The sequence below is a fragment of the Acinetobacter junii genome, from assembly GCF_018336855.1.
GTDB lineage: Bacteria > Pseudomonadota > Gammaproteobacteria > Pseudomonadales > Moraxellaceae > Acinetobacter > Acinetobacter junii.
Genome location: NZ_CP059558.1, coordinates 2,718,233 through 2,738,366, shown reverse-complemented (window position 1 = coordinate 2,738,366; position 20,134 = coordinate 2,718,233). Strand labels below are relative to the sequence as shown.

19 protein-coding genes are annotated in these 20,134 nt (G+C 39.5%); 9 read left to right on the top strand and 10 right to left on the bottom strand.

Going from position 1 to position 20,134, the window contains the following annotated elements:
- Positions 1–126: 126 nt before the first annotated feature.
- Entirely contained in the window at positions 127–1,437 is a 1,311-nt protein-coding gene (locus H2677_RS12620; protein ID WP_004950464.1) for an MFS transporter, read from the bottom strand.
- Positions 1,438–1,548: 111 nt separating this feature from the next.
- Positions 1,549–2,190 carry a PAQR family membrane homeostasis protein TrhA gene (gene trhA, locus H2677_RS12615; protein ID WP_004950465.1) on the bottom strand — a complete coding sequence of 214 codons (642 nt, stop codon included), beginning with the start codon at positions 2,188–2,190 and terminating at the stop codon, positions 1,549–1,551.
- Between the two features lie 100 nt (positions 2,191–2,290).
- Here trhA and H2677_RS12610 point away from each other — a divergent pair, with 100 nt between their 5' ends.
- Together H2677_RS12610 and H2677_RS12605 are read left to right on the top strand one after the other, a co-directional pair.
- Positions 2,291–3,505, top strand: coding sequence for a class I SAM-dependent methyltransferase (locus H2677_RS12610; RefSeq protein WP_212638678.1), 1,215 nt, complete (start codon positions 2,291–2,293; stop codon positions 3,503–3,505).
- A gap of 16 nt (positions 3,506–3,521) precedes the next feature.
- Positions 3,522–3,953 (top strand): GNAT family N-acetyltransferase, encoded by a 432-nt coding sequence (locus tag H2677_RS12605; protein WP_212638677.1) that lies wholly within the window; start codon positions 3,522–3,524, stop codon positions 3,951–3,953.
- A gap of 60 nt (positions 3,954–4,013) precedes the next feature.
- Here the strand turns inward: H2677_RS12605 and H2677_RS12600 are convergent, their stop codons facing one another.
- From H2677_RS12600 to H2677_RS12580, 5 genes are all read right to left on the bottom strand, one after another.
- A complete protein-coding gene (locus H2677_RS12600) occupies positions 4,014–4,250 on the bottom strand; it encodes a hypothetical protein (RefSeq protein ID WP_004963976.1) in 237 nt (78 codons plus the stop codon).
- Positions 4,251–4,529: 279 nt separating this feature from the next.
- The gene (locus H2677_RS12595) at positions 4,530–5,384 is read right to left on the bottom strand and encodes a patatin-like phospholipase family protein (RefSeq protein WP_112986202.1); all 855 of its coding nucleotides are present in this window, start codon (positions 5,382–5,384) and stop codon (positions 4,530–4,532) included.
- A 66-nt stretch (positions 5,385–5,450) separates the two neighbouring features.
- Complete coding sequence (locus H2677_RS12590) at positions 5,451–5,675, bottom strand: hypothetical protein (protein ID WP_004908835.1); 225 nt, start codon at positions 5,673–5,675, stop codon at positions 5,451–5,453.
- A gap of 160 nt (positions 5,676–5,835) precedes the next feature.
- Positions 5,836–7,971, bottom strand: coding sequence for a 3-hydroxyacyl-CoA dehydrogenase NAD-binding domain-containing protein (locus H2677_RS12585; protein ID WP_212638676.1), 2,136 nt, complete (start codon positions 7,969–7,971; stop codon positions 5,836–5,838).
- A 10-nt stretch (positions 7,972–7,981) separates the two neighbouring features.
- The gene (locus H2677_RS12580) at positions 7,982–9,187 is read right to left on the bottom strand and encodes an acetyl-CoA C-acetyltransferase (protein WP_004799949.1); all 1,206 of its coding nucleotides are present in this window, start codon (positions 9,185–9,187) and stop codon (positions 7,982–7,984) included.
- 178 nt (positions 9,188–9,365) lie between these two features.
- Here H2677_RS12580 and H2677_RS12575 point away from each other — a divergent pair, with 178 nt between their 5' ends.
- Complete coding sequence (locus tag H2677_RS12575) at positions 9,366–9,905, top strand: AAA family ATPase (protein WP_212638675.1); 540 nt, start codon at positions 9,366–9,368, stop codon at positions 9,903–9,905.
- A gap of 146 nt (positions 9,906–10,051) precedes the next feature.
- Here H2677_RS12575 and H2677_RS12570 read toward each other — a convergent pair whose 3' ends face one another.
- Together H2677_RS12570 and H2677_RS12565 are read right to left on the bottom strand one after the other, a co-directional pair.
- The gene (locus H2677_RS12570; RefSeq protein ID WP_099949101.1) at positions 10,052–10,516 is read right to left on the bottom strand and encodes a GNAT family N-acetyltransferase; all 465 of its coding nucleotides are present in this window, start codon (positions 10,514–10,516) and stop codon (positions 10,052–10,054) included.
- A 95-nt stretch (positions 10,517–10,611) separates the two neighbouring features.
- Positions 10,612–11,625, bottom strand: coding sequence for an AraC family transcriptional regulator (locus tag H2677_RS12565; protein WP_004908826.1), 1,014 nt, complete (start codon positions 11,623–11,625; stop codon positions 10,612–10,614).
- A 214-nt stretch (positions 11,626–11,839) separates the two neighbouring features.
- Here H2677_RS12565 and H2677_RS12560 point away from each other — a divergent pair, with 214 nt between their 5' ends.
- The 6 genes from H2677_RS12560 (at position 11,840) to H2677_RS12535 (ending at position 19,609) form a co-directional block, all read left to right on the top strand.
- Complete coding sequence (locus tag H2677_RS12560; RefSeq protein ID WP_099949099.1) at positions 11,840–12,958, top strand: CaiB/BaiF CoA transferase family protein; 1,119 nt, start codon at positions 11,840–11,842, stop codon at positions 12,956–12,958.
- Between the two features lie 132 nt (positions 12,959–13,090).
- Positions 13,091–14,335 (top strand): carbohydrate porin, encoded by a 1,245-nt coding sequence (locus tag H2677_RS12555; RefSeq protein WP_212638674.1) that lies wholly within the window; start codon positions 13,091–13,093, stop codon positions 14,333–14,335.
- A 137-nt stretch (positions 14,336–14,472) separates the two neighbouring features.
- Positions 14,473–16,878, top strand: a complete 2,406-nt coding sequence (locus H2677_RS12550) for a glucose/quinate/shikimate family membrane-bound PQQ-dependent dehydrogenase (protein ID WP_212638673.1) — start codon at positions 14,473–14,475, stop codon at positions 16,876–16,878.
- 173 nt (positions 16,879–17,051) lie between these two features.
- Positions 17,052–18,695 (top strand): nitrite/sulfite reductase, encoded by a 1,644-nt coding sequence (locus H2677_RS12545; RefSeq protein ID WP_004908811.1) that lies wholly within the window; start codon positions 17,052–17,054, stop codon positions 18,693–18,695.
- Positions 18,688–19,173, top strand: coding sequence for a DUF934 domain-containing protein (locus tag H2677_RS12540; protein ID WP_004950495.1), 486 nt, complete (start codon positions 18,688–18,690; stop codon positions 19,171–19,173). The genes H2677_RS12545 and H2677_RS12540 overlap by 8 nt, the downstream gene beginning before the upstream one ends.
- 82 nt (positions 19,174–19,255) lie before the next feature.
- Entirely contained in the window at positions 19,256–19,609 is a 354-nt protein-coding gene (locus H2677_RS12535) for a DMT family transporter (protein ID WP_004908805.1), read from the top strand.
- A 45-nt stretch (positions 19,610–19,654) separates the two neighbouring features.
- On the opposite strand, the gene H2677_RS12530 is transcribed toward H2677_RS12535, so the two are convergent.
- The gene (locus H2677_RS12530) at positions 19,655–20,098 is read right to left on the bottom strand and encodes a VOC family protein (protein ID WP_004963946.1); all 444 of its coding nucleotides are present in this window, start codon (positions 20,096–20,098) and stop codon (positions 19,655–19,657) included.
- Positions 20,099–20,134 lie beyond the last annotated feature (36 nt).

Here is a 20,134-nt window from a genome sequence, read left to right as displayed (position 1 = left end):
GCGTATTTTAGCACAAAAAATATTAGCGGGAGAGATGTTGTAGCGTTTGCAAACAGGTGAGTGGAATTGCCCGATAAATGGTTTGAGTGAACCTCTTATGACGTTCACTCAATAAGAACATATAGATTAGACTTGGTTATTTACATCGTCGTGTTTGGTTTCACGGATGAACAAAAACGCGATTAATGAAAGAATTGACGCTAAACTCAAATACATTCCTACAGCACCTAAACCATAGCTTTCAGCAAGTTTGGTTGCAATATAAGGGGCAAAGGATGCACCAAATATACCTGCCAAGTTGAAAGTTAATGCTGAACCTGTATAACGGACTGATGTTGGAAAAATCTCAGAAAGTACAGTTCCAATCGGTCCGTAAGTGAGTCCCATGATTGATAGACCAATACATAAAAATAGGAACACAAGTAATGGGCTACCTGACCCTAAAAGCGGCGCAAAACAAAGTCCAAATAGGGCTGATAAGATACAGATAGCAACTGATGTATTTTTACGTCCAAACTTTTCAGCAAGAATCGCTGAAACAGGAATGAAAGCTGCAAAGCAAAGTGTTGCGATCAATTGTAATTCAAGGAAATCACCGCGAGCATATCCCAGTTTTGTTGTACCCCAGTTGAGTGCAAAAACAGTTGTGAGATAGAACACTACAAAAGTACAAATCGCAGCAACAGTACCCAAGACCAACATTGGGAAATGCTTCGTCATGACCTCTTTGAATGGGACATTAACTTCTTTTTGTTTGTCTAAAACCTTTTGGAATGCAGGAGTCTCATGCAATTTCAGACGGATATAGAGACCAACCAGAACCAACACCGCACTTGAGACGAATGGAATACGCCAGCCCCAAGTCATGAAATCTTGTTCTGACATAAAAGCATTCAATAATAGGAAAGAACCTGTTGCGAGGATAAAACCAATCGGGGCGCCCAGTTGAGGGAACATGCCATACCATGCACGTTTGCCTTCAGGTGCATTTTCAGTCGCCAGTAGAACAGCACCACTCCATTCACCACCAAGACCGAGACCTTGACCTAAACGGCATAAAGCTAATAGTAAAGGAGCTGCAAGGCCAATTTGTGCATAAGTTGGTAGCAAACCGATACAAACGGTTGATATCCCCATTGTGAGTAAAGCTGCGACTAAAGTTGCTTTACGTCCAATTCGATCTCCCAAATGTCCAAAAATTGCGGCTCCGATCGGGCGAGCAATAAAGGCAATTGCAAAAGTTGCGAGGGATTTTAGTACAGCGGCACCATCACTACTTTCTGGGAAAAATAAATGAGGGAAAATTAAAACTGCTGCAGTTGCGTAGATATAGAAGTCAAAAAACTCAATCGTGGTACCCACGAGACTGGCAAATAATACCCTTGTTTTTGAATTGCTTGCCACTTCGGGGGTGACAGTCGTAGTGCTAGACGACATACGAGACCTTATTTTATTTGATCAAGACACAGAAATATGGACTTGAGAATTCTTTGAATGCAAAGTCTACTCATGAAACTAGTGTCATTTCTTTTGGCCTGTCGACAGGAGTTAAAGTACATAACAATAGATTGCAAGAAAGTGTAAACCTGCCCCTATTAGCACAAATACATGCCAAATTGCGTGGGTATATCTTACCTTTTTTAAAGCATAAAACAATGTGCCGACAGTATAAGCAAGCCCACCCGCAATCAATAACTGGATTGCTTCTTTTGATAGATAACGTTGCATATCATCCATAACCAACACGGCTAACCACCCCATGATGATATAGGCAGCCAAAGATACTTTTTGAAAACGATGAATTAGGATCAGTTTAAATACCGTCCCAATCAAGGCGATGATCCATAGCGCAATTAATAAATAATGTGCTTTCGCTGTCGGGATTGCGATACTTAGAAAGGGGGTATATGTTCCTGCAATCAGATAATAAATCGCAGTATGGTCAAGTTTTTTATACCAGTAGCGTTTCATTCCATCCTGAGAGAAATGGTAAAGCATAGAACTGCTGAGGAGTAATACAAGACTGAACCCATATACCCATAAACTCATCCATTGTCCGAAAGGTAGTCCATATCCTTTGATAATTAGAAACACCGATGCAATTAGCGCTAGAGCCGCACCAATCCCATGACTATAGGCATTAATTAATTCTTCTTTGGGATCATAATTGGTTAGAAAATTAGCGTTCATTGAGCTTCTAATAGTATAAAAATACAACTGTATCGTAATGCAATTTCCCTTTTAAAGTAAGACGCTATAAAATTTAGTTTCTATTTGTCAGGTTTTCACTATGTTTGCGCCCAAATTTTCCTTTGAACAAGAACAGCAATTTTTCTTGGAGATTCAGCAATCTATTGAAAACAATAGTTTTGATCGATTGATCTTGAGCCAATACAAGGGCGAAATGACAGATTTAGAGAAAATGACTTTTCGCATTATTGAACTGCAAAATCAAAGTATGCTGTCCTGTTTATATCATTATAAAACGCAAGATATTACTAAGAATTATCCGATTGAAGAGGGATTTGAGAAAATAGCCGAGCTGTTGGCTCAGTCGAAACAAGCCAACCTATTTACAATGCATCAAGATATTCAACTGAAAAAAAACAAAAAGAAAGCCATGTTGAATGCACAGAAAAAGCAAATCAGTGTAAACCAAGTTCAACAGCATCATGATCGTGAAAAACATCGATTTGTTCAGCAACAAAGTCCATTTCTTAAACATCTTGGAATTACCGATGAAAAGGCACAAATCATTCCAAGCATGGCGCGCAAGTGGAAACAGATTAATAAGTTTATTGAAATTTTTTCAAATGCTTATGAGCAAATTGATGCTTCTCAACAAGAACTTAATATTGTTGATTTTGGTTCAGGAAAAGGTTATTTAACTTTTGCTTTGTATGATTATTTATTAGAGCAAAATAAAACTCCGTTAATCACAGGTGTTGAACTGCGTTCGAATCTTGTACAGTTTTGCCAAAAAGTTGCAGATGATGTTGGATTTAATCATCTTGATTTTTTTGAAGGTGACGTGCGGAGCTATGCCCCAGAAAAGCTAGATGTCATGATTGCACTACATGCTTGTGATGTAGCAACCGACTTTGCAATTCATACAGGAATTCGTCTGAATGCCTCAATGATCATGTGTGCGCCATGCTGCCATAAAGAGTTGCGACCTCAATTAAAAAGCCCAGAGGTTTTACAACCGATGCTTCAGTTTGGCATTCATGCAGGGCAGCAGGCAGAAATGCTGACAGATACATTGCGTGCTTTGTTGCTTAAGGCTTACGGCTATGAAACTAAAGTTTTTGAATTCGTTTCACTGGAACATACCAGTAAAAATAAGATGATTTTAGCGACCAAGCGTAAAGATGTTCAGCAGCCTGATCCGAAAATTATGCAGCAAATTCAAGCCTTAAAACAGATGTATGGTATCCAAAAACAAAGCTTAGAATTGCTGTTACAAGATCAAATGCCGATCGAAAATTTAGGTTGTAAGTGCTAATTAAGCTGAGATCGAGATGTTTAGAGTCCAAAGCGGTCACTGGGATAAGTTAGAGCAAGACGCAAAGTTCATTCGAAAACAAGTTTTTATAATTGAGCAGAACATTCCTGAAGAAGAGGAGTGGGATGATCAAGATATGATTTCAGATCATTTTGTTGTCTATGATCAAGATCAACCAATTGCGACTGCGCGTTTATTACAAAACAATAGTGTAGGGCGTGTGGCTGTACTCAAAGCTTATCGCGGACAAGGAATTGGACGTATGATTATGTTAGAAATTATTCGGCAAGCACATCAACAAGATCGAAAATTTCTTCAGTTATCCTCACAAGTTCACGCCATTTCATTCTATGAAAAATTAGGATTTTCGATACAAGGGGATGCATACGATGAGTGTGGAATTCCTCATATAAAAATGCAGTTGGTGATTGAAACTAAAAAACACTGAAACGAAGATTTAGATCATAACTTGCTCGATCGATGCTCAGATCGAGCAAGTTATATTTCTTTATTGGTGTTGCTGATGTTGGGTTTCAACCTCTGAGCTTGCTTGAGCATTTTCTTGAGCGATTGCTTTTTGTTGTTCTGCTGCTCGCTGTGCTCCAGGCATATAATCTGGTTCATTGCTCATAGCTAAGTAGAAGAAACTGAGAAAAATTGTACTAAGTACCCCAACGATAATGACAAATTTCCAACCTAATACGGTTTCACTTGAATCGTTGTGAGAGTTTGAGCGATTACTCATAGAAAATTCCAAAAATAAAATAAATAAAAAACTTGCTAGAACAACATCATTTAATCAATTTGATAAAAAGCCTAAACATTATATGGTTTTATAGTTTGTTTTGGGCTATCTGATGATTTGTATTATTGATTGAAACTTGAAAGTTGATTCGCAAAAAAGAATAGTCTGAAATTAATATTTAGGGCTAAATCTAAGCGATTATTTAGAATAAGATATGATTTTAATAAGGTTCCAAGTCTTCAATATTTTAGTATTCAAAGACTTGGGTAAGCGTGATGATTATAGGGCTTTCCAATCTTCAATGGCTTTGAAGCCTGTTTCTAGACCAATATCATAACTATAACGAATCTTGGCTTTATTCTTGGTGAGTCGACCCGCCATATGTTTTAAGTCGGGTGGGCAAACCTCCAATATTTTTTGTTCAGATGCTGTTCTAACAAATTGAACAGATTCATTATAGCGTTGGGTTCGGGCTAATAAACTTTTGGCAAAACCATGTCGTTGCTTAAATGCGTACTTTGCAAGGAGTTGATCACCTTTACTACTGGCTTTGTAGTAATTTTTGGGGCGAGTTCTCAGTACCATGAGTTTAGATACATTGGCTTGTTTCGCCGTCCAAAGTACGGGGAGAGCATCTGCGACTCCGCCATCAAAGTAGGGTTCACCAAAAACTTCTACTGCTTGACGGGTAAGCACAGGAATAGAACTTGATGCACGTAATCCATCGAGAATGTTGTCTTTAGAGGCTTTGATATATGTTGCATCTCCTGAAATAGCATGGGTCAATACCATGTAGAACTCAGGATGATTGGCAAATAATTGAGCTTGATTGAGTGGATTTTCTTTTTCAACCACTTCCCACATCCATTTCAAATCAAGTAAGTCACCACCTTTGAAGAAGCGTCCATAATGAATGAATTCAGATCGAAGAGAATGATCTAGATAGATTTGTAGGGTGCGACCTTGTTGAGCTGCGAGGTAATTAGCGACATTGGTAGAACCAGATGAAACACCAACACAAAGATCAAATGGATTAAATTGTTGCAGTAAAAATGCATCTAAGACACCGCTGGTAAATGCGCCGCGCATTCCACCACCTTCAACGACCAGTGCTTGACGATTTTGGTGAAGCATTCAATATCTCGAATAGGATGATAAATCCCTGTTTAACACGGATTTATCATCTTCGACAAGAATACTTTAGTGATTGTGTTGCTGATGCTCGCTATGTTGAGCTTCGCCATTTGCTGGAGATTGTGACATTTCAGCTGCTGCCGCTGCTTTTTTTTGATTCATTGGCATATAGTCAGGCTCATTATTTATGGCTAAATAAAAAATCACCATAAAGATAAAGCTTAAAATGCAAGTGATGATCAGTGCTTTCCAACCCCACGGCGAGGTTTCAGGACATAATTTCTCAGACATAAGACAAATTTCCAAAGGACAAAAAGTAAAGCAGAATTGGTATATTTATAGCACAATTTGTGATGGATTAGACGTAATTCGGTTTTCTATCAATAAATACAAAAAAACTCATATCAGTTAAAGAAACTGATATGAGCGTAAAGTGAAGAGAATGAAAAAATTATTGAATAATTTCTTTCTTCTGCACTTTGTCTTTTAATAATTGTGGTGGATTGAAACGTTCACCATATTTAGCAGCCAATTCTTCTGAACGTTGTAGTGATTTTTCAATCCCGTTTTGATTTAGGAATTGAATTGCACCACCAGTCCATGGAGCAAAACCGATTCCAAAAATTGAACCGACATTGGCATCAATTACTGATTCTAGAACACCTTCTTCATAGCAGCGTAAAGTATCCAGCGCTTGAACAAACAAGAAGCGATCAATCATATCTTGTTCAGAAATATCATTCGCTTTCGTCCAACGGCTGAGCCCATCCCACAAATGTTTTTTGCCATTTTCTGGATATTCATAGAAGCCTGCACCTGCTGCTTTACCTTTACGATTTAGCTCGTGAATCATGGTGTGAACCACTTCATCTACAGGAGTTTTCGGTAAGTCTTTCCCTTCAGCTTGCAGTGCTTTGCGCGTTTCGCTTGCTACATGCTCAGTCAGAGTTAAAGATACTTCATCCTGAATCGCAAGAGGACCAACAGGCATACCCGCTTTGAGTGCTGCCATTTCGATTTTCGCTGGATGTACGCCCTCAGCAAGAAGACGCATACCTTCTTGAATAAACGTACCAAACACACGACTGGTAAAGAAACCACGACTGTCATTTACCACGATTGGTGTTTTTGCGATTTGTTGTACAAAGTCATAGGCTTTAGCTAATGTTTCAGCTGAAGTTTCTTTGCCTTTGATGATTTCGACCAATTGCATTTTGTCGACTGGGCTAAAGAAATGTAAGCCAATAAACTTTTTAGCATCTTTACTTGCTGTTGCTAGACCTGTGATCGGTAAGGTAGACGTGTTTGATGCAAAGATTCCATCTTCCGCTAAATACTGCTCAGCTTCTTGAGTCACCTTGGCTTTGAGTTCTTGATTTTCAAATACTGCTTCAATGATTAAGTCACAGCCTTGTAGATCAGCTGCATCAGCAGTAGCCGTAATAAGCGCTAACACTTGATCACGTTTTTCTGCGGTCATACGACCTTGTGAAACACGTTTATCAAGTAGCTTTTGTGAATAAGCTTTGCCTTTCTCTGCATTTTCTACAGACACATCTTTGAGTACGACAGGAATGCCCTTGATTGCAGTTGAGTAGGCAATCCCTGCACCCATCATACCTGCACCTAAAACACCGACTTTCTTCGCTTGCCATTTAGCAACTTCGGCAGGACGACTCGCACCTGATTTAATTGCATTTAGACCATGCCAAAACGTACCGATCATGTTCTTCGACACTTGACCTACAGTCAGTTGTGTAAAGTAACGTGATTCAATACGAAGTGCAGTATCTACATCGACTTGTGCACCTTCAACTGCAGCCGCCATGATCGCTTCAGGAGCAGGGTAGCAACCTTTGGTTTTGTCACGTAGCATGGCAGGGGCAATTGCAAGCACTTGCGCAACCGCAGGCGTTTTAGGATCACCACCAGGGATTTTGTAGCCTTTCACATCAAATGGTTGCTGTGATTTTGGATTAGCTTTCACCCAAGCAATTGCTTTTTCTAACAGCTCTTGTTCATTCTCAGCTGTGTCATGTACCAAGCCGAGAGATTTTGCTTTATCGACACCAAATTGCTTACCTTCCATGAGGAACGGGAATGCATTTTGTAAGCCGAGCAGACGCACCATACGGACGATACCACCACCGCCAGGAAGTAGTCCTAAAGTCACTTCAGGTAAACCAAATTTAGTTTTTGGATCATTAATGGCAATACGATAATGACAACCTAAAGCGATTTCCCAGCCACCACCAAGCGCAGTGCCGTTTAAAGCTGCAACAACAGGCACACCTAAAGTTTCGATTGTGCGTAAGTCACCTTTGAGTTTTTCAATCATCTTGAAAAATTCAGTAGCGTGTTCAGGTTGTACCTGAATCAGCTCATCTAGGTCACCACCAGCAAAGAAGGTTTTCTTAGCTGAACGGAAAATAATACCTTTCAGATCAGTTTCAGCTTTAAGCTTTTGACTGACTTCATCTAAAGCATTACGGAACTCTGCATTCATGGTGTTTGCAGATTGACCAGATGAATCTAGTGTAAGAATTACAATATTGTCAGCGTTTTTTTCGTATTTAATAGCGCTCATGTTGTTCTCCTTACACCAACTCGATAATGGTAGCGATACCCATACCACCACCGACACATAATGTTGCTAGACCACGTTTTTTACCTTGACGCTCTAATTCATCTAACAAAGTTCCTAGAATCATGGCACCAGTTGCCCCTAATGGATGTCCCATCGCAATCGCACCACCATTGACGTTGACTTTCTCAGCAGGAACTTTCAGTTCTGTAATAAAACGCATTACCACAGCTGCAAAAGCTTCGTTCACTTCAAATAAATCAATATCGTTGATGCTCAAGCCTGCTTTTTCTAATGCTTTACGTGCAGCAGGGGCAGGACCAGTCAACATAATGGTTGGATCTGTACCGACTAATGCAGTTGCAAGCACCTTGGCACGAGGTTTTAAACCTTGCTCTTTGACTGCTTTTTCAGAAGCCAATAACACCACCGCAGCACCATCGACGATACCTGATGAGTTACCTGCATGATGGACGTGATTGATTTTTTGAGCTTCAGGATACTTCTGTAAAGCAACAGCATCGAAGCCCATTTGACCCATCATTTCAAAGCTAGCATTCAGTTTTGCTAAACCTTCAACTGTGGTATTTCCTTTGATAAATTCATCTTTTTCTAAGATTGTTACACCTGCATGATCTTTCACAGGCACAACTGATTTATCGAAATAACCATTTGCCTGAGCGGCAGCAGCCTTTTGTTGCGAACCGACCGCAAATGCATCTACATCTGCGCGGCTATAACCATCTAAAGTTGCGATTAAGTCTGCACCTACACCTTGTGGAACAAAAGACGATTTCAAATTGGTTTCTGGATCAAGCGCCCATGGACCACCATCAGAACCCATTGGAATGCGTGACATTGACTCCACACCGCCAGCAACCACAACATCTTCCCAACCTGAACGAACTTTTTGTGCTGCCAAGTTCACAGCTTCTAAACCAGAAGCACAGAAACGGTTGATTTGTACGCCTGCGACATCATCATTCCAACCTGCAGCAATCGCAGCAGTTTTGGCAATATCCCCACCTTGATCACCAATCGGTGTCACACAACCGAGAACGATATCATCGACTTTAGATGTGTCAAGTTGATGGCGTTGTTGTAATTCATTCAATAATGTTGTGAGTAAAGTAATTGGTTTTACTTCATGTAATGAGCCGTCTTTTTTTCCTTTTCCGCGTGGTGTGCGAATGGCATCAATAATATAGGCCTCGCTCATAGCTGTTCCTTGTATTGCCTTAAATTAAAATCATTGTGCTTCGAGTGTACTCAATTTAAGTGGCTGTGCAATGATGATAAACATTGGCAAGTTTGATGTTTTTCGCCAATTCAGTTCACTATTGAATAGTTGAAATATTTAGTAAAATGCATGTCCATAATTCAACATAATTTGCTTGATGAAATTTATTAATATTATTGGTACTACGGGTTCTGGCAAATCTACGCTGGCTCGAAAGTTGGCGGAAAAATTAAAAATACAATATATTGAACTGGATGATTTGCTATGGCTAGATGATTGGCAAGAATCTTCAAATGATGCATTTTTTTGCAAACTTAAACTGAGTATGGATGCAGCATCAACGGGATGGGTGATCGATAATCTTTATTCACGCAGTATTGATATGATTTGGTCTGAGGTGGATACGGTCATTTGGCTAGATTATTCTTTTTCTATTAACTTTTATCGTCTTACTAAACGGACTTTGTGGCGTATTTTAAGTCGTGAGCGATTATGGAAAAACTCGAATAATAGAGAGAACTTGAAAATGGTATTCTCCCAAAAATCGATTTTTTTATGGATGTTTCAGAAATATCCACAAAATAAGAAAAGGTATTTAGCGATGATGAATAACCCTAAATACCAGCACATACGATTTATTCACCTAACTTCGCCTCGGAAGACAGTTGCTTTCTTAAAACAAATGAGTGTTGATTGATAATTAGCATTAAAATCAGGGTATTGGCTATATTTTTTCAAGATAATGTTTTGGCTTTACGGCTGTAATACTTGTAATTAGATTACTTATCAATGAGTTTTTGCAAAAAACCTCTTTAAAAAAGCAGATGAAAATCTGAGATTAAACTATTGATTAGATAAATTTAGATGAAAGAATTGACTATATTCAGATTCATTATATTCAGCAAAGGCTTCACCCTCTACGAAACCAAATTTCTTGTATAGATTAATTGCTGCATCAAAGTGGGAGTCTTTCCCCGTTTCTAAACTCACTTTTTGAAAATTGCTATGTTTAGCAATTTTCAAAAGATAATCGAGTAGGTGTGTCGCTACACCTTGACGTAGATGTTGGGGATGAGTCCGCATCGATTTAAGTTCAGCATGATAGGGGTTAAGCTCTTGAATCGCGCCACAACCAAGAAGCTGATCATCACGCCAAAGTGTATAAAATCGAATGGAGTCTTTTTGTAGGCTGCTGAAATCGAGTGCAAAACTATGCTCAATAGGTGTGTTCTGATGCATGCCGTGCAAATGAATGCGTATGAGGTCTTGAACTTGAGGGTCTGAAAAATCGCCTTTTTTGATTATCATTATTTATCGTGATTGTTGAGGAATATAGTGGATTAATACCATATTTTTCAACAAGTGTTCAACTTTTTAGGGTTGAACACTTTGTCTGATTTAAGTTAATTGTGATGCCCATGCAACTGACGATATAAACCTGGGGTAACACCAGTCCATTTTTTAAAGGCGCGGTGAAAGGTACTAGTTTCACTAAAGCCAACTTGTTGAGCAACATCTTCTAAAGTGAGGTTTGGAGTGAGCAATAAATGAATCGCAGCGTCACGACGTAAGGCATCTTTGACACCTTGATAGCTTTTACCTTCCGCAGCCAAACGACGACGTAATGTTTGAGGAGATAGATACAACATAGATGCCACATCATTTAAAGTTGGCATTTCTTCGCCGATTTGGCTCTTCAATACATCACGGATACGCGAAGTGAGTGAGTTGGTGTTTTTGAATTTCACTAGAAGTTGTGCTGGTGCGGCTTTTAAAAACTCTTCTAAAGTTTTTTCATCCTGACGAATAGGTAGATCTAAATAATCTGCAGCAAAGGTAATTTCTGTACGCGGTGCGTCAAACTGCATCACTGGTGCAAAAAATAGCGCATCATATTCATCAGCATGGTTAGGGCGTTCATAACCAAAATGGACACGCTCCAAAGGTAAGCGACGTTCGATTAACCACGAAGCAAGACCATGCCAAATCATCAGCATACTTTCCGTAATAAAATGATCAGGGTCAAGCGCTTTAGGAATGTGAGGTACTAAACGAGCTTCGTGTTTATCACGCTCTAAACTTACAGACCATTCATCACCGAATAATTTGTAAAATTGTGAGGAAAGTTCGAGTGCTTGTCCAAGTGTTTTCGAATGTATGATCAATTGGCACATGATCGCAAATGTACCTAAACGACGTGGTTGAACATCGAAACCAACGTGTTCGTCTTGGGTGACCATCCATAACATTTTGACAAAGCGAGTGTATTGCTCTGGGGAGATTCGAGCTTTAGGTTGACGAAGCAATTCTGCTTCAATACCGACATGTGAAAGTAATGTTTCAACGTCCATGCCTAGGCGTTTTACACCTGTTAAAGCCGCATTCACGAAGTGGATGCTGATCGTATCACGGCTCATATTGAATCCTTCAGTTTCTTTACTATTCACGATAATTGACCTAAATAACCGTCTAAAATATCTAATTGAGCAATTGACAAGAAAAAATTGTTGCTCACTAAGTACATGTTAAATTGCCGAAACTATCAAGGTAAATGGCTGAACATGACATTGTTTTTGTGTTTATCCGAACCTAGTATAAAAGAAAATTTGAACAATATGAGTAAAAATTATTATGCCAACTGCTTTAAAGGGATTGAAAGTTCTAGATTTTTCTACTTTGTTGCCTGGTCCATTCGCAAGTATGTATCTTGCAGACATGGGTGCAGAAGTTATCCATGTAGAATCTCCGAGTCGTCCAGATTTGGTTCGAATCATGCCACCTTATGCCAATGGTCAAGCCACTGCGCATAGTTATCTTAATCGAAATAAACAGTCCATTACGCTTGATCTAAAAGATGCTGCAAATATTGAGTTAATTAAAAATAAAATTTCAGAGTTTGACATCCTGCTTGAACAATTTAGACCAGACGTGATGCGTCGATTAGGGTTGGATTATGAAACACTTGCTGAGATCAATCCTCGATTAATCTATTGTTCTATTACTGGTTACGGTCAAACAGGTACATATAAAGACCGTGCAGGGCATGACATTAACTATCTAGCTTTAGCTGGTATTTCGGGTCATAGTGGTCGCCAAGATAGCGGACCACCTCCATTGGGTGTACAGATTGCGGATGTTGCAGGTGGTTCTTTGCATGCGGTTATTGGGATTTTAGCTGCTGTAGTTGAGCGTCAGCGTAGTGGTATGGGGCAATACATAGATATTTCTATGACGGACTGTGTGGCTAGTTTAAATAGTATGGCCGCCTCAGCAAGTTTGGCTGGTCAGACACCGCAAGGTCCTGAGCAAGGGATGCTGAATGGTGCTATTTTCTATGACTATTATGAAACCAAAGATGGTCGTTATTTCTCTGTAGGAAGTTTAGAACCACAGTTTATGACTGGATTAGCTGGTGCATTAGAGTTACCTATATTGATGGCAAAAGGTAGTTCTTTTGACCCTGAAGACCGTCAAGCGATTAAACAAGCCTTAAAGGAAAAGTTTAGATCCAAAGATTTTGCTGAGTGGCAATCAATTTTTTCGCAATTAGATATTTGTGTGGAGCCGGTGTTGAGCTTAGATGAAGCTTTGACTTCACCGATTGCAAAACAACGTGGTTGGGTGGTCGATGTGCCTTTATCTGAAAATGCTGACCAAACTGAGCCTCAATTAGCATGCCCAATCAAATTTTCACGTTCTCAAATGCGATATCAATTTATCGGACAAGGATTGGGTCAAGGAAAATGGTAGAAAATATGTGCATACAATCACAACTTGGTAAAATATTGCACATTTAATCAAGTGATTAACATTTTGAATAAATTAATCAATTAAAAATGGGCGTAACCTTTTATATACAAAAACATAAAAGGTTACGTAAACATGACAATCTCTAAATCATGGGTTGTATCTTGTTTATCCGTTCTTTCATTGAGTCTTTTCACACATCACACTCAAGCAGCTTCTTCCGCATTTGATCCTCATGGTCAATGGCTGTTGGGTGATTGGAACGGTCAACGCACTGCGTTACAAGATCAAGGTTATAACTTTTCTGCTGATTACACAGGTGAATTTGCAGGGGTTTTAGATTCTAAACAACATTCAAGTCATGGCAGTGAATTCACTGGGCAACTGGCTTTAGGCACACACTTTGACTTAAATAAAATTTTAGGTTGGCAAGACACTGAAGCTCAAATCACGGTGACCTATCGAGATGGCCAATCATTGTCCCAAACTGCAGATGGTTTACAAGGACATCTAAGTTCTACCCAAGAAGTTTGGGGGCGAGGTCAAACTTGGCGTCTAACTGATCTGTGGATCAAAAAGAAATTTTTAGATCAAGCTTTAGATATCAAAGTGGGACGTTTTGGTGAAGGTGAGGATTTCAACAGTTTTAACTGTGATTTCCAAAACTTGGCATTATGTGGCTCTCAAGTCGGCAATTGGGTGGGTGATCAATGGTACAACTGGCCTGTCAGTCAATGGGCATTGCGAGTCAAATATAACCTGCAGCCAGATTTATATGCGCAAATTGGTGCGTATGAATATAACCCAGAGAACTTACAGCGTGGTAAAGGCTTTAATTTAAGTACAGATGGATCACATGGTGCGATTATTCCAGCTGAGCTGGTCTGGGCACCAAAACTAGGTCAACAATCTCTTTTAGGTGAATACCGTTTTGGTTACTACTACAGCACTGCCGATGCTGCTGAAATTGAAAACCCAAGCAAAACTGGACATAAACAAGGCGGTTGGTTTACTGCCAAACAGCAATTAACACGTCATGATGATCAATCTGATCGTGGTTTAACTGGTTTTGTGAATATCACAGTACATGATTCAAAAACCAACTCCATCAAAGATATGCAAAATGTTGGATTGGTTTATAAGGGTCTGCTCAATCAGCGTCCACAAGATGAACTAGCACTCGGCGTAGCACGTATTCATGCCAATGACAAAAACAATCCTTTATTGGATGAAGAATACAATACTGAGTTGTATTACGGCATCCATGCAACTAATTGGTTGACCATCCGTCCAAATATTCAATATGTACACCATGTCGGTGCCTTGAAAGATGGCGATAAAACATGGGTGGGTGGCATCAAGTTTCAAACCATTTTTTAAGTGTTTTATTCGGAGTTCTATAGCTCATGTTTGCAACTCAATCGGACTATAGAACGCTTTAGATTTTTAATTGAATGTTAAGTGAATTGATCATTTGCTTAGTCATTCTAATAAATACAAAGATGCAAGGTGATCTTATGAATCAATCTGCTTCAAAATCAGGATTGCGAACGTTGACGGTAATGATCCTTGCCCTCATTGCTTTGTTCCTGCTTATTGGTGGTGTATGGCTCGCAGCTATTGGTGGGTCTTTTTATTATGTGATTGCAGGTGTGTTGTTACTCATCGTAGCAGTACAACTTTATAAGCGTGCTTCTGGTCCGCTATGGGTCTATGCCGCTTTAATGTTAGGAAGTGTGATTTGGGGTGTTTGGGAGGTTGGAACGGACTTCTGGGCACTGGCTCCACGTCTTGATGTTTTGGGTGTGTTGGGTTTGTGGTTGTTAGTACCTGCTGTAACAAGAGGTATTGATAAACTTGGCTCAAGTAAGGTTGCGCTATCATCGACTTTAGTTATCGCTATTGTGGTGATGGTGTACTCGATCTTTAATGATCCTCAAGAAATTAATGGTGTGATTCAAACACCTCAACCTGCACAAGCGAAAGCAGTTGATGGTGTAGCACCTGAGGACTGGCCTGCCTATGGTCGTAGTCAAGGAGGGGAGCGTTATTCTCCTCTGACTCAAATTAATGACAAAAATGTCAAAGATTTGAAAGTTGCTTGGACGTTCCGTACAGGTGATTTTAGAACTGAAAATGACTCAGGTGAAACGACTAATCAGGTAACACCAATTAAAATCGGCAACAATATGTATATGTGTACGCCACATCAACATTTGATTGCACTTGATCCAGCAACAGGCAAAGAAAAATGGCGTTTTGATCCAAAACTTAAAACGGACAAGACTTTCCAACATTTAACTTGTCGTGGTGTGATGTATTACGATGCTGCAAACACCACTGAGTTTGCAACTAGTTTAGAGGCGGAAAAATCAACTTCGACTGAATGTCCTCGTAAAGTTTTTGTTCCAGTTAATGATGGTCGCTTAGTCGCGGTAAACACAGATACAGGTAAAGCATGTTCTGACTTTGGTCAAAATGGCGAAGTGAATTTACAAGAATTCATGCCATATGCCTACCCAGGTGGCTATAACCCAACTTCACCAGGTGTTGTATCTGGTACTACAGTGGTAATTGCAGGTTCAGTGACCGATAACCATTCGAATAAAGAGCCATCAGGTGTGATTCGTGGTTATGACGTGAATACTGGTAAGTTGCTGTGGGTATTCGATACGGGTGCTGCTGATCCGAATGCAATGCCAGGTCAAGACACAACATTTGTGCATAACTCGCCAAATGCATGGGCGCCACTTGCTTATGATGCAAAATTGGACATCGTCTATGTACCGACAGGTGTAGGTACACCTGATATTTGGGGAGGCGACCGTACTGAGTTGAAAGAGCGCTATGCGAACTCAATGCTGGCGATTAATGCAACCACAGGTAAGCTAGTTTGGAGTTTCCAAACCACACACCATGATTTGTGGGATATGGATGTACCGTCACAACCTTCATTGGCGGATATTCAGGATAAATCTGGTCAAACTGTCCCTGCGATTTATGTCTTAACTAAAACAGGAAATGCCTTTGTTTTAGATCGTCGTAATGGTCAGCCAATAGTACCGATTACTGAAAAACCAGTTCCGCAAACAGTGAAGTGGGGACCACAAACTAAAGGTGAGTTCTATGCTAAAACTCAACCATTCTCTGACTTTAACTTAGCACCTAAAGATAAATTAACAGATAAAGACATGTGGGGTGCCACCATGTTTGACCAGTTAATGTGTCGGGTGAAGTTTAAACGTTTGAATTACGATGGTATTTATACACCACCTTCTGAAAATGGCACTTTAGTATTCCCTGGTAATCTCGGTGTATTCGAATGGGGCGGTATGTCAGTGAATGCTGATCGTCAAGTTGCAGTCATGAACCCGATTGGCTTGCCATTCGTAAGTCGTTTAATTCCAGCAGATCCAAACCGTCAAGCAGTCGCACGTGGTGCGGGTACAGAGCAGGGCATGCAACCGATGTATGGTACGCCATATGGTGTAGATATTAGTCCGTTCCTGTCTCCATTCGGTTTGCCTTGTAAGCAACCTGGTTGGGGCTTTGTTGCTGGTGTGGATTTAAAAACACACGAAGTGGTTTGGAAAAAACGTATTGGTACGATTCGTGATAGTTTGCCAAATCTATTCCAATTACCACCAGTGAAAATTGGAGTACCAGGTTTAGGTGGTTCGATTTCAACAGCAGGTAATGTGATGTTTGTTGCTGCAACGCAAGACAATTACATCCGTGCCTTTAATGTGACCAATGGTGATAAATTATGGGAAGCACGTTTACCTGCGGGTGGACAGGCAACGCCTATGACTTATGAAGCCAACGGTAAGCAATATGTTGTGATTATGGCGGGTGGACATGGTTCATTTGGTACTAAAATGGGTGATTATGTGGTTGCTTATGCATTGCCAGATCATAAATAATTTGATTTAAATTTCATCTAGAAAATCCCAGATTAGTCTGGGATTTTCCTTTTTGTAGTCATTAGATAGGCTTATCAATAAAACCGTTATTAAATATGCAAAAAAAGCATTTTATTGATGAAACAAAGCTCGTTATGCTAAACGCCTTTATAATGAATGACTAGCCATACGCCATGTATTTATATACGGATTTCGATCAACAACTGATTAACCAACGCGTTGCTCAGTTTCGCGATCAAACAGAACGCTATTTAGCAGGAAAATTGACCGAAGACGAATATCGTCCATTACGTTTGCAAAATGGTTTATACGTGCAACGTTATGCGCCGATGCTCCGTATCGCCGTGCCGTATGGCTTGATGAATACTAAACAACTTAGAAAAATTGCTGAAATCGCGACTCAATACGATCGTGGTTATGCTCACGTTTCAACACGTCAAAATATTCAGTTAAACTGGCCGGCATTAGAAAATGTTCCAGATATTTTAGCTGAACTTGCGACAGTGCAAATGCATGCTGTGCAAACCTCAGGTAACTGTATCCGTAATACCACCACTGATCAGTTTGCGGGTGTGGTTGCAGGTGAAATTGCTGATCCGCGTCCTACATGCGAATTGATTCGTCAGTGGAGTACATTCCACCCTGAATTTGCATTCTTACCACGTAAGTTCAAAATCGCTGTTTCTGCTCTAGAAGAAAAAGATCGTGCTGCAACAGCATTCCATGATATCGGTGTTTATATCGTACGCAATGATGCTGGTGAGATTGGTTATAAAATCATGGCAGGCGGAGGCTTAGGTCGTACACCAATTATTGGTAGTGTCATTCGTGAGTTCTTACCACGTGAAGATTTGATTGCTTATCTTGAAGCGACTTTGCGTGTATATAACTTACATGGTCGTCGTGATAACAAATATAAAGCACGTATCAAAATTTTAGTTAAAGCACTTACGCCAGAAGTCTTTGCTCAAAAAGTTGAGGCTGAATTTGAGCACACACGTGAAGCTCTAAGAATTCAACCAGAAATCTTAAAAAAATTGGATGAAGAATTTACACCATTCGATTATCAAGACTTAGAAGATGAGGATTTCACAGCATTATTCGCTGAAAATCCAAAGTTCAAACAATGGTACAACGTCAATACTAATGCTCATAAAGTTAAAGGTTATCGTATCGTTACGATTTCTTTGAAGCGTGCTGGTATTGCTCCTGGTGACGTAACATCAGAAGAAATGAACTTAATCGCTGATTTAGCAGATAAGTATACGTTTGGCGAGTTCCGTACTACACATGAACAAAATATTTCATTGGTAGACGTACCACAGAAAAATTTATTTGAATTGTGGCAAACGCTTGAACAGCACAACATGGCTCGTGCACATATTGGTTTTATTACCGATATTATTTGCTGTCCAGGTGGTGATTTTTGTTCATTAGCTAACGCAAAATCAATTCCTATTTCAGAAGCGATCACACGTCGTTTTGAAGATCTTGATACCATTTATAATTTAGGTGAACTAGACCTAAATATCTCAGGATGTATGAATGCTTGTGGTCATCACCATGTAGGCAATATTGGTATTCTTGGTGTAGATAAAAAAGGTGCTGAGTTCTATCAAATCACTTTAGGTGGTAATGCGAATCATGATGCATCTATTGGTGATATTTTAGGACCGTCTTTTGCTGCAGATGCTGTACCCGACGTGATCGAGGAAATTTTGAATACTTACCTAGATTTGCGTACTGAAGGTGAGCGTTTTATCGATACATACCGTCGTGTAGGGATTCAGCCATTTAAGGAGCGTGCTTATGCTTAATACATCGCTACAAGTGCTTTCTAAAGATGGCACGATTGCAGACAATACTTATCAAGTTATTGCAGAAGATGGAGCAATTCCTCAAGGTGATGTTGTTTTAACAACAGCTCAATTGAATGAATTGCCAAATATACAAGGTAAAAAAGCGTTGTATATCACTGTAAATGATTCACCTGAAACACATCAGTTCCCTTTAAGCGAATTAGATGCAATATTCATTGAATTTGCTGGTTTTAATGATGGTCGTGGATATTCATTCGCGGCATTATTGCGTCGTCAAGGATATCAAGGTGAGTTGCGTGCAGTTGGTGATATCTTTAAAGATGTTTTAAATTATTTAAAACGCTCTGGGTTTGATACCTTTGTAGTAAAAGAAGGTAAAGATATTCAGGAAGCAGCAGCTGGTCTGCAGGACTTTACAAATCCTTATCAAGCTTCAACAGCTGTACCTCAAGCAAGCTATCAAACTGGTGCATAAGACACCCGTAATCAATAAGCTGAACTAAGGTTCAGCTTTTTTGTTTTGTAAAATTGGATTAATCAAGAGCTGAAAAATAACAATGCTAACTCTCTTATCAAAAATCAATCCAGGTGTAATTTGGCTATTAATCGCTATAGCAACTGATGTACTTTCAACTTTTTATTCAGCCAAAGCAAATGGATTGGTCAATAAGCTGGATCAAGGTATTGCTTTGGTACTGTATCTTATTTCGTTTACTTGTGCTGCGATTGCTTTGAAATATATGCAAGCAGGAATTTTATATGTGCTTTGGTCTGGTATTGGTGTAATTGCGACAGCAGCACTAGCAAAAGTTTTTTTGGGGCAGAATATTGATTTAGCGGGTTGGATTGGAATCGGTTTTATTACCATCGGTTTGATGATAATTGCACAATACTCAAATATTGATGTTTAAAAGTACTATCAAAAAAGTTTCTTTTGATAGTACTTAAGATTTTTCTTATATATCTTCTAACTGACAATTCACCATCCATTTAATACCGAACTGATCAGTAAAAGCACCGTAAAGTGCACCCCAGAAAGTTTTCTCAAGTTGCATTTCAATATGACCATGAACGGAAAGCTGATTGAATAAACGGCGTGCCTCAGTTTCATCATGTTCAATATTAATAGAAATATAATGATTGTTTCCTTGAATGAAACCCGCGTTTGGGGCACAGAATTGATCGTTTACATCTGATCCCATTAAAACTGTATATTCATTGATTGGTAAAGATACATGTAGAATTAAGCTTTTATCGGCCTCAGATAAAGTTACACCTTCTGTCGGTGGCATATCTCCATAACGGCTAATGATTGCAAATTCACCGCCAAAAACTGATTGATAAAAAATAAAAGCCTGTTCTGTTTGTCCTTTAAAGTTCAAATAGTGATTTAGTTGCATTTTTTGCTCCTTGTTGTTTTTTTATACACTGCATAA

Coding starts and splice junctions, on each gene's coding strand:
- H2677_RS12555 (WP_212638674.1), top strand. CDS start 13,091: ATGACAATCTCTAAATCATGGGTTGTATCTTGTTTATCCGTTCTTTCA.
- trhA (WP_004950465.1), bottom strand. CDS start 2,190: ATGAACGCTAATTTTCTAACCAATTATGATCCCAAAGAAGAATTAATT.
- H2677_RS12565 (WP_004908826.1), bottom strand. CDS start 11,625: ATGAGCCGTGATACGATCAGCATCCACTTCGTGAATGCGGCTTTAACA.
- H2677_RS12620 (WP_004950464.1), bottom strand. CDS start 1,437: ATGTCGTCTAGCACTACGACTGTCACCCCCGAAGTGGCAAGCAATTCA.
- H2677_RS12590 (WP_004908835.1), bottom strand. CDS start 5,675: ATGTCTGAGAAATTATGTCCTGAAACCTCGCCGTGGGGTTGGAAAGCA.
- H2677_RS12600 (WP_004963976.1), bottom strand. CDS start 4,250: ATGAGTAATCGCTCAAACTCTCACAACGATTCAAGTGAAACCGTATTA.
- H2677_RS12610 (WP_212638678.1), top strand. CDS start 2,291: ATGTTTGCGCCCAAATTTTCCTTTGAACAAGAACAGCAATTTTTCTTG.
- H2677_RS12530 (WP_004963946.1), bottom strand. CDS start 20,098: ATGCAACTAAATCACTATTTGAACTTTAAAGGACAAACAGAACAGGCT.
- H2677_RS12540 (WP_004950495.1), top strand. CDS start 18,688: ATGCTTAATACATCGCTACAAGTGCTTTCTAAAGATGGCACGATTGCA.
- H2677_RS12575 (WP_212638675.1), top strand. CDS start 9,366: ATGAAATTTATTAATATTATTGGTACTACGGGTTCTGGCAAATCTACG.
- H2677_RS12595 (WP_112986202.1), bottom strand. CDS start 5,384: ATGCTTCACCAAAATCGTCAAGCACTGGTCGTTGAAGGTGGTGGAATG.
- H2677_RS12605 (WP_212638677.1), top strand. CDS start 3,522: ATGTTTAGAGTCCAAAGCGGTCACTGGGATAAGTTAGAGCAAGACGCA.
- H2677_RS12585 (WP_212638676.1), bottom strand. CDS start 7,971: ATGAGCGCTATTAAATACGAAAAAAACGCTGACAATATTGTAATTCTT.
- H2677_RS12545 (WP_004908811.1), top strand. CDS start 17,052: ATGTATTTATATACGGATTTCGATCAACAACTGATTAACCAACGCGTT.
- H2677_RS12535 (WP_004908805.1), top strand. CDS start 19,256: ATGCTAACTCTCTTATCAAAAATCAATCCAGGTGTAATTTGGCTATTA.
- H2677_RS12550 (WP_212638673.1), top strand. CDS start 14,473: ATGAATCAATCTGCTTCAAAATCAGGATTGCGAACGTTGACGGTAATG.
- H2677_RS12580 (WP_004799949.1), bottom strand. CDS start 9,187: ATGAGCGAGGCCTATATTATTGATGCCATTCGCACACCACGCGGAAAA.
- H2677_RS12570 (WP_099949101.1), bottom strand. CDS start 10,516: ATGATAATCAAAAAAGGCGATTTTTCAGACCCTCAAGTTCAAGACCTC.
- H2677_RS12560 (WP_099949099.1), top strand. CDS start 11,840: ATGCCAACTGCTTTAAAGGGATTGAAAGTTCTAGATTTTTCTACTTTG.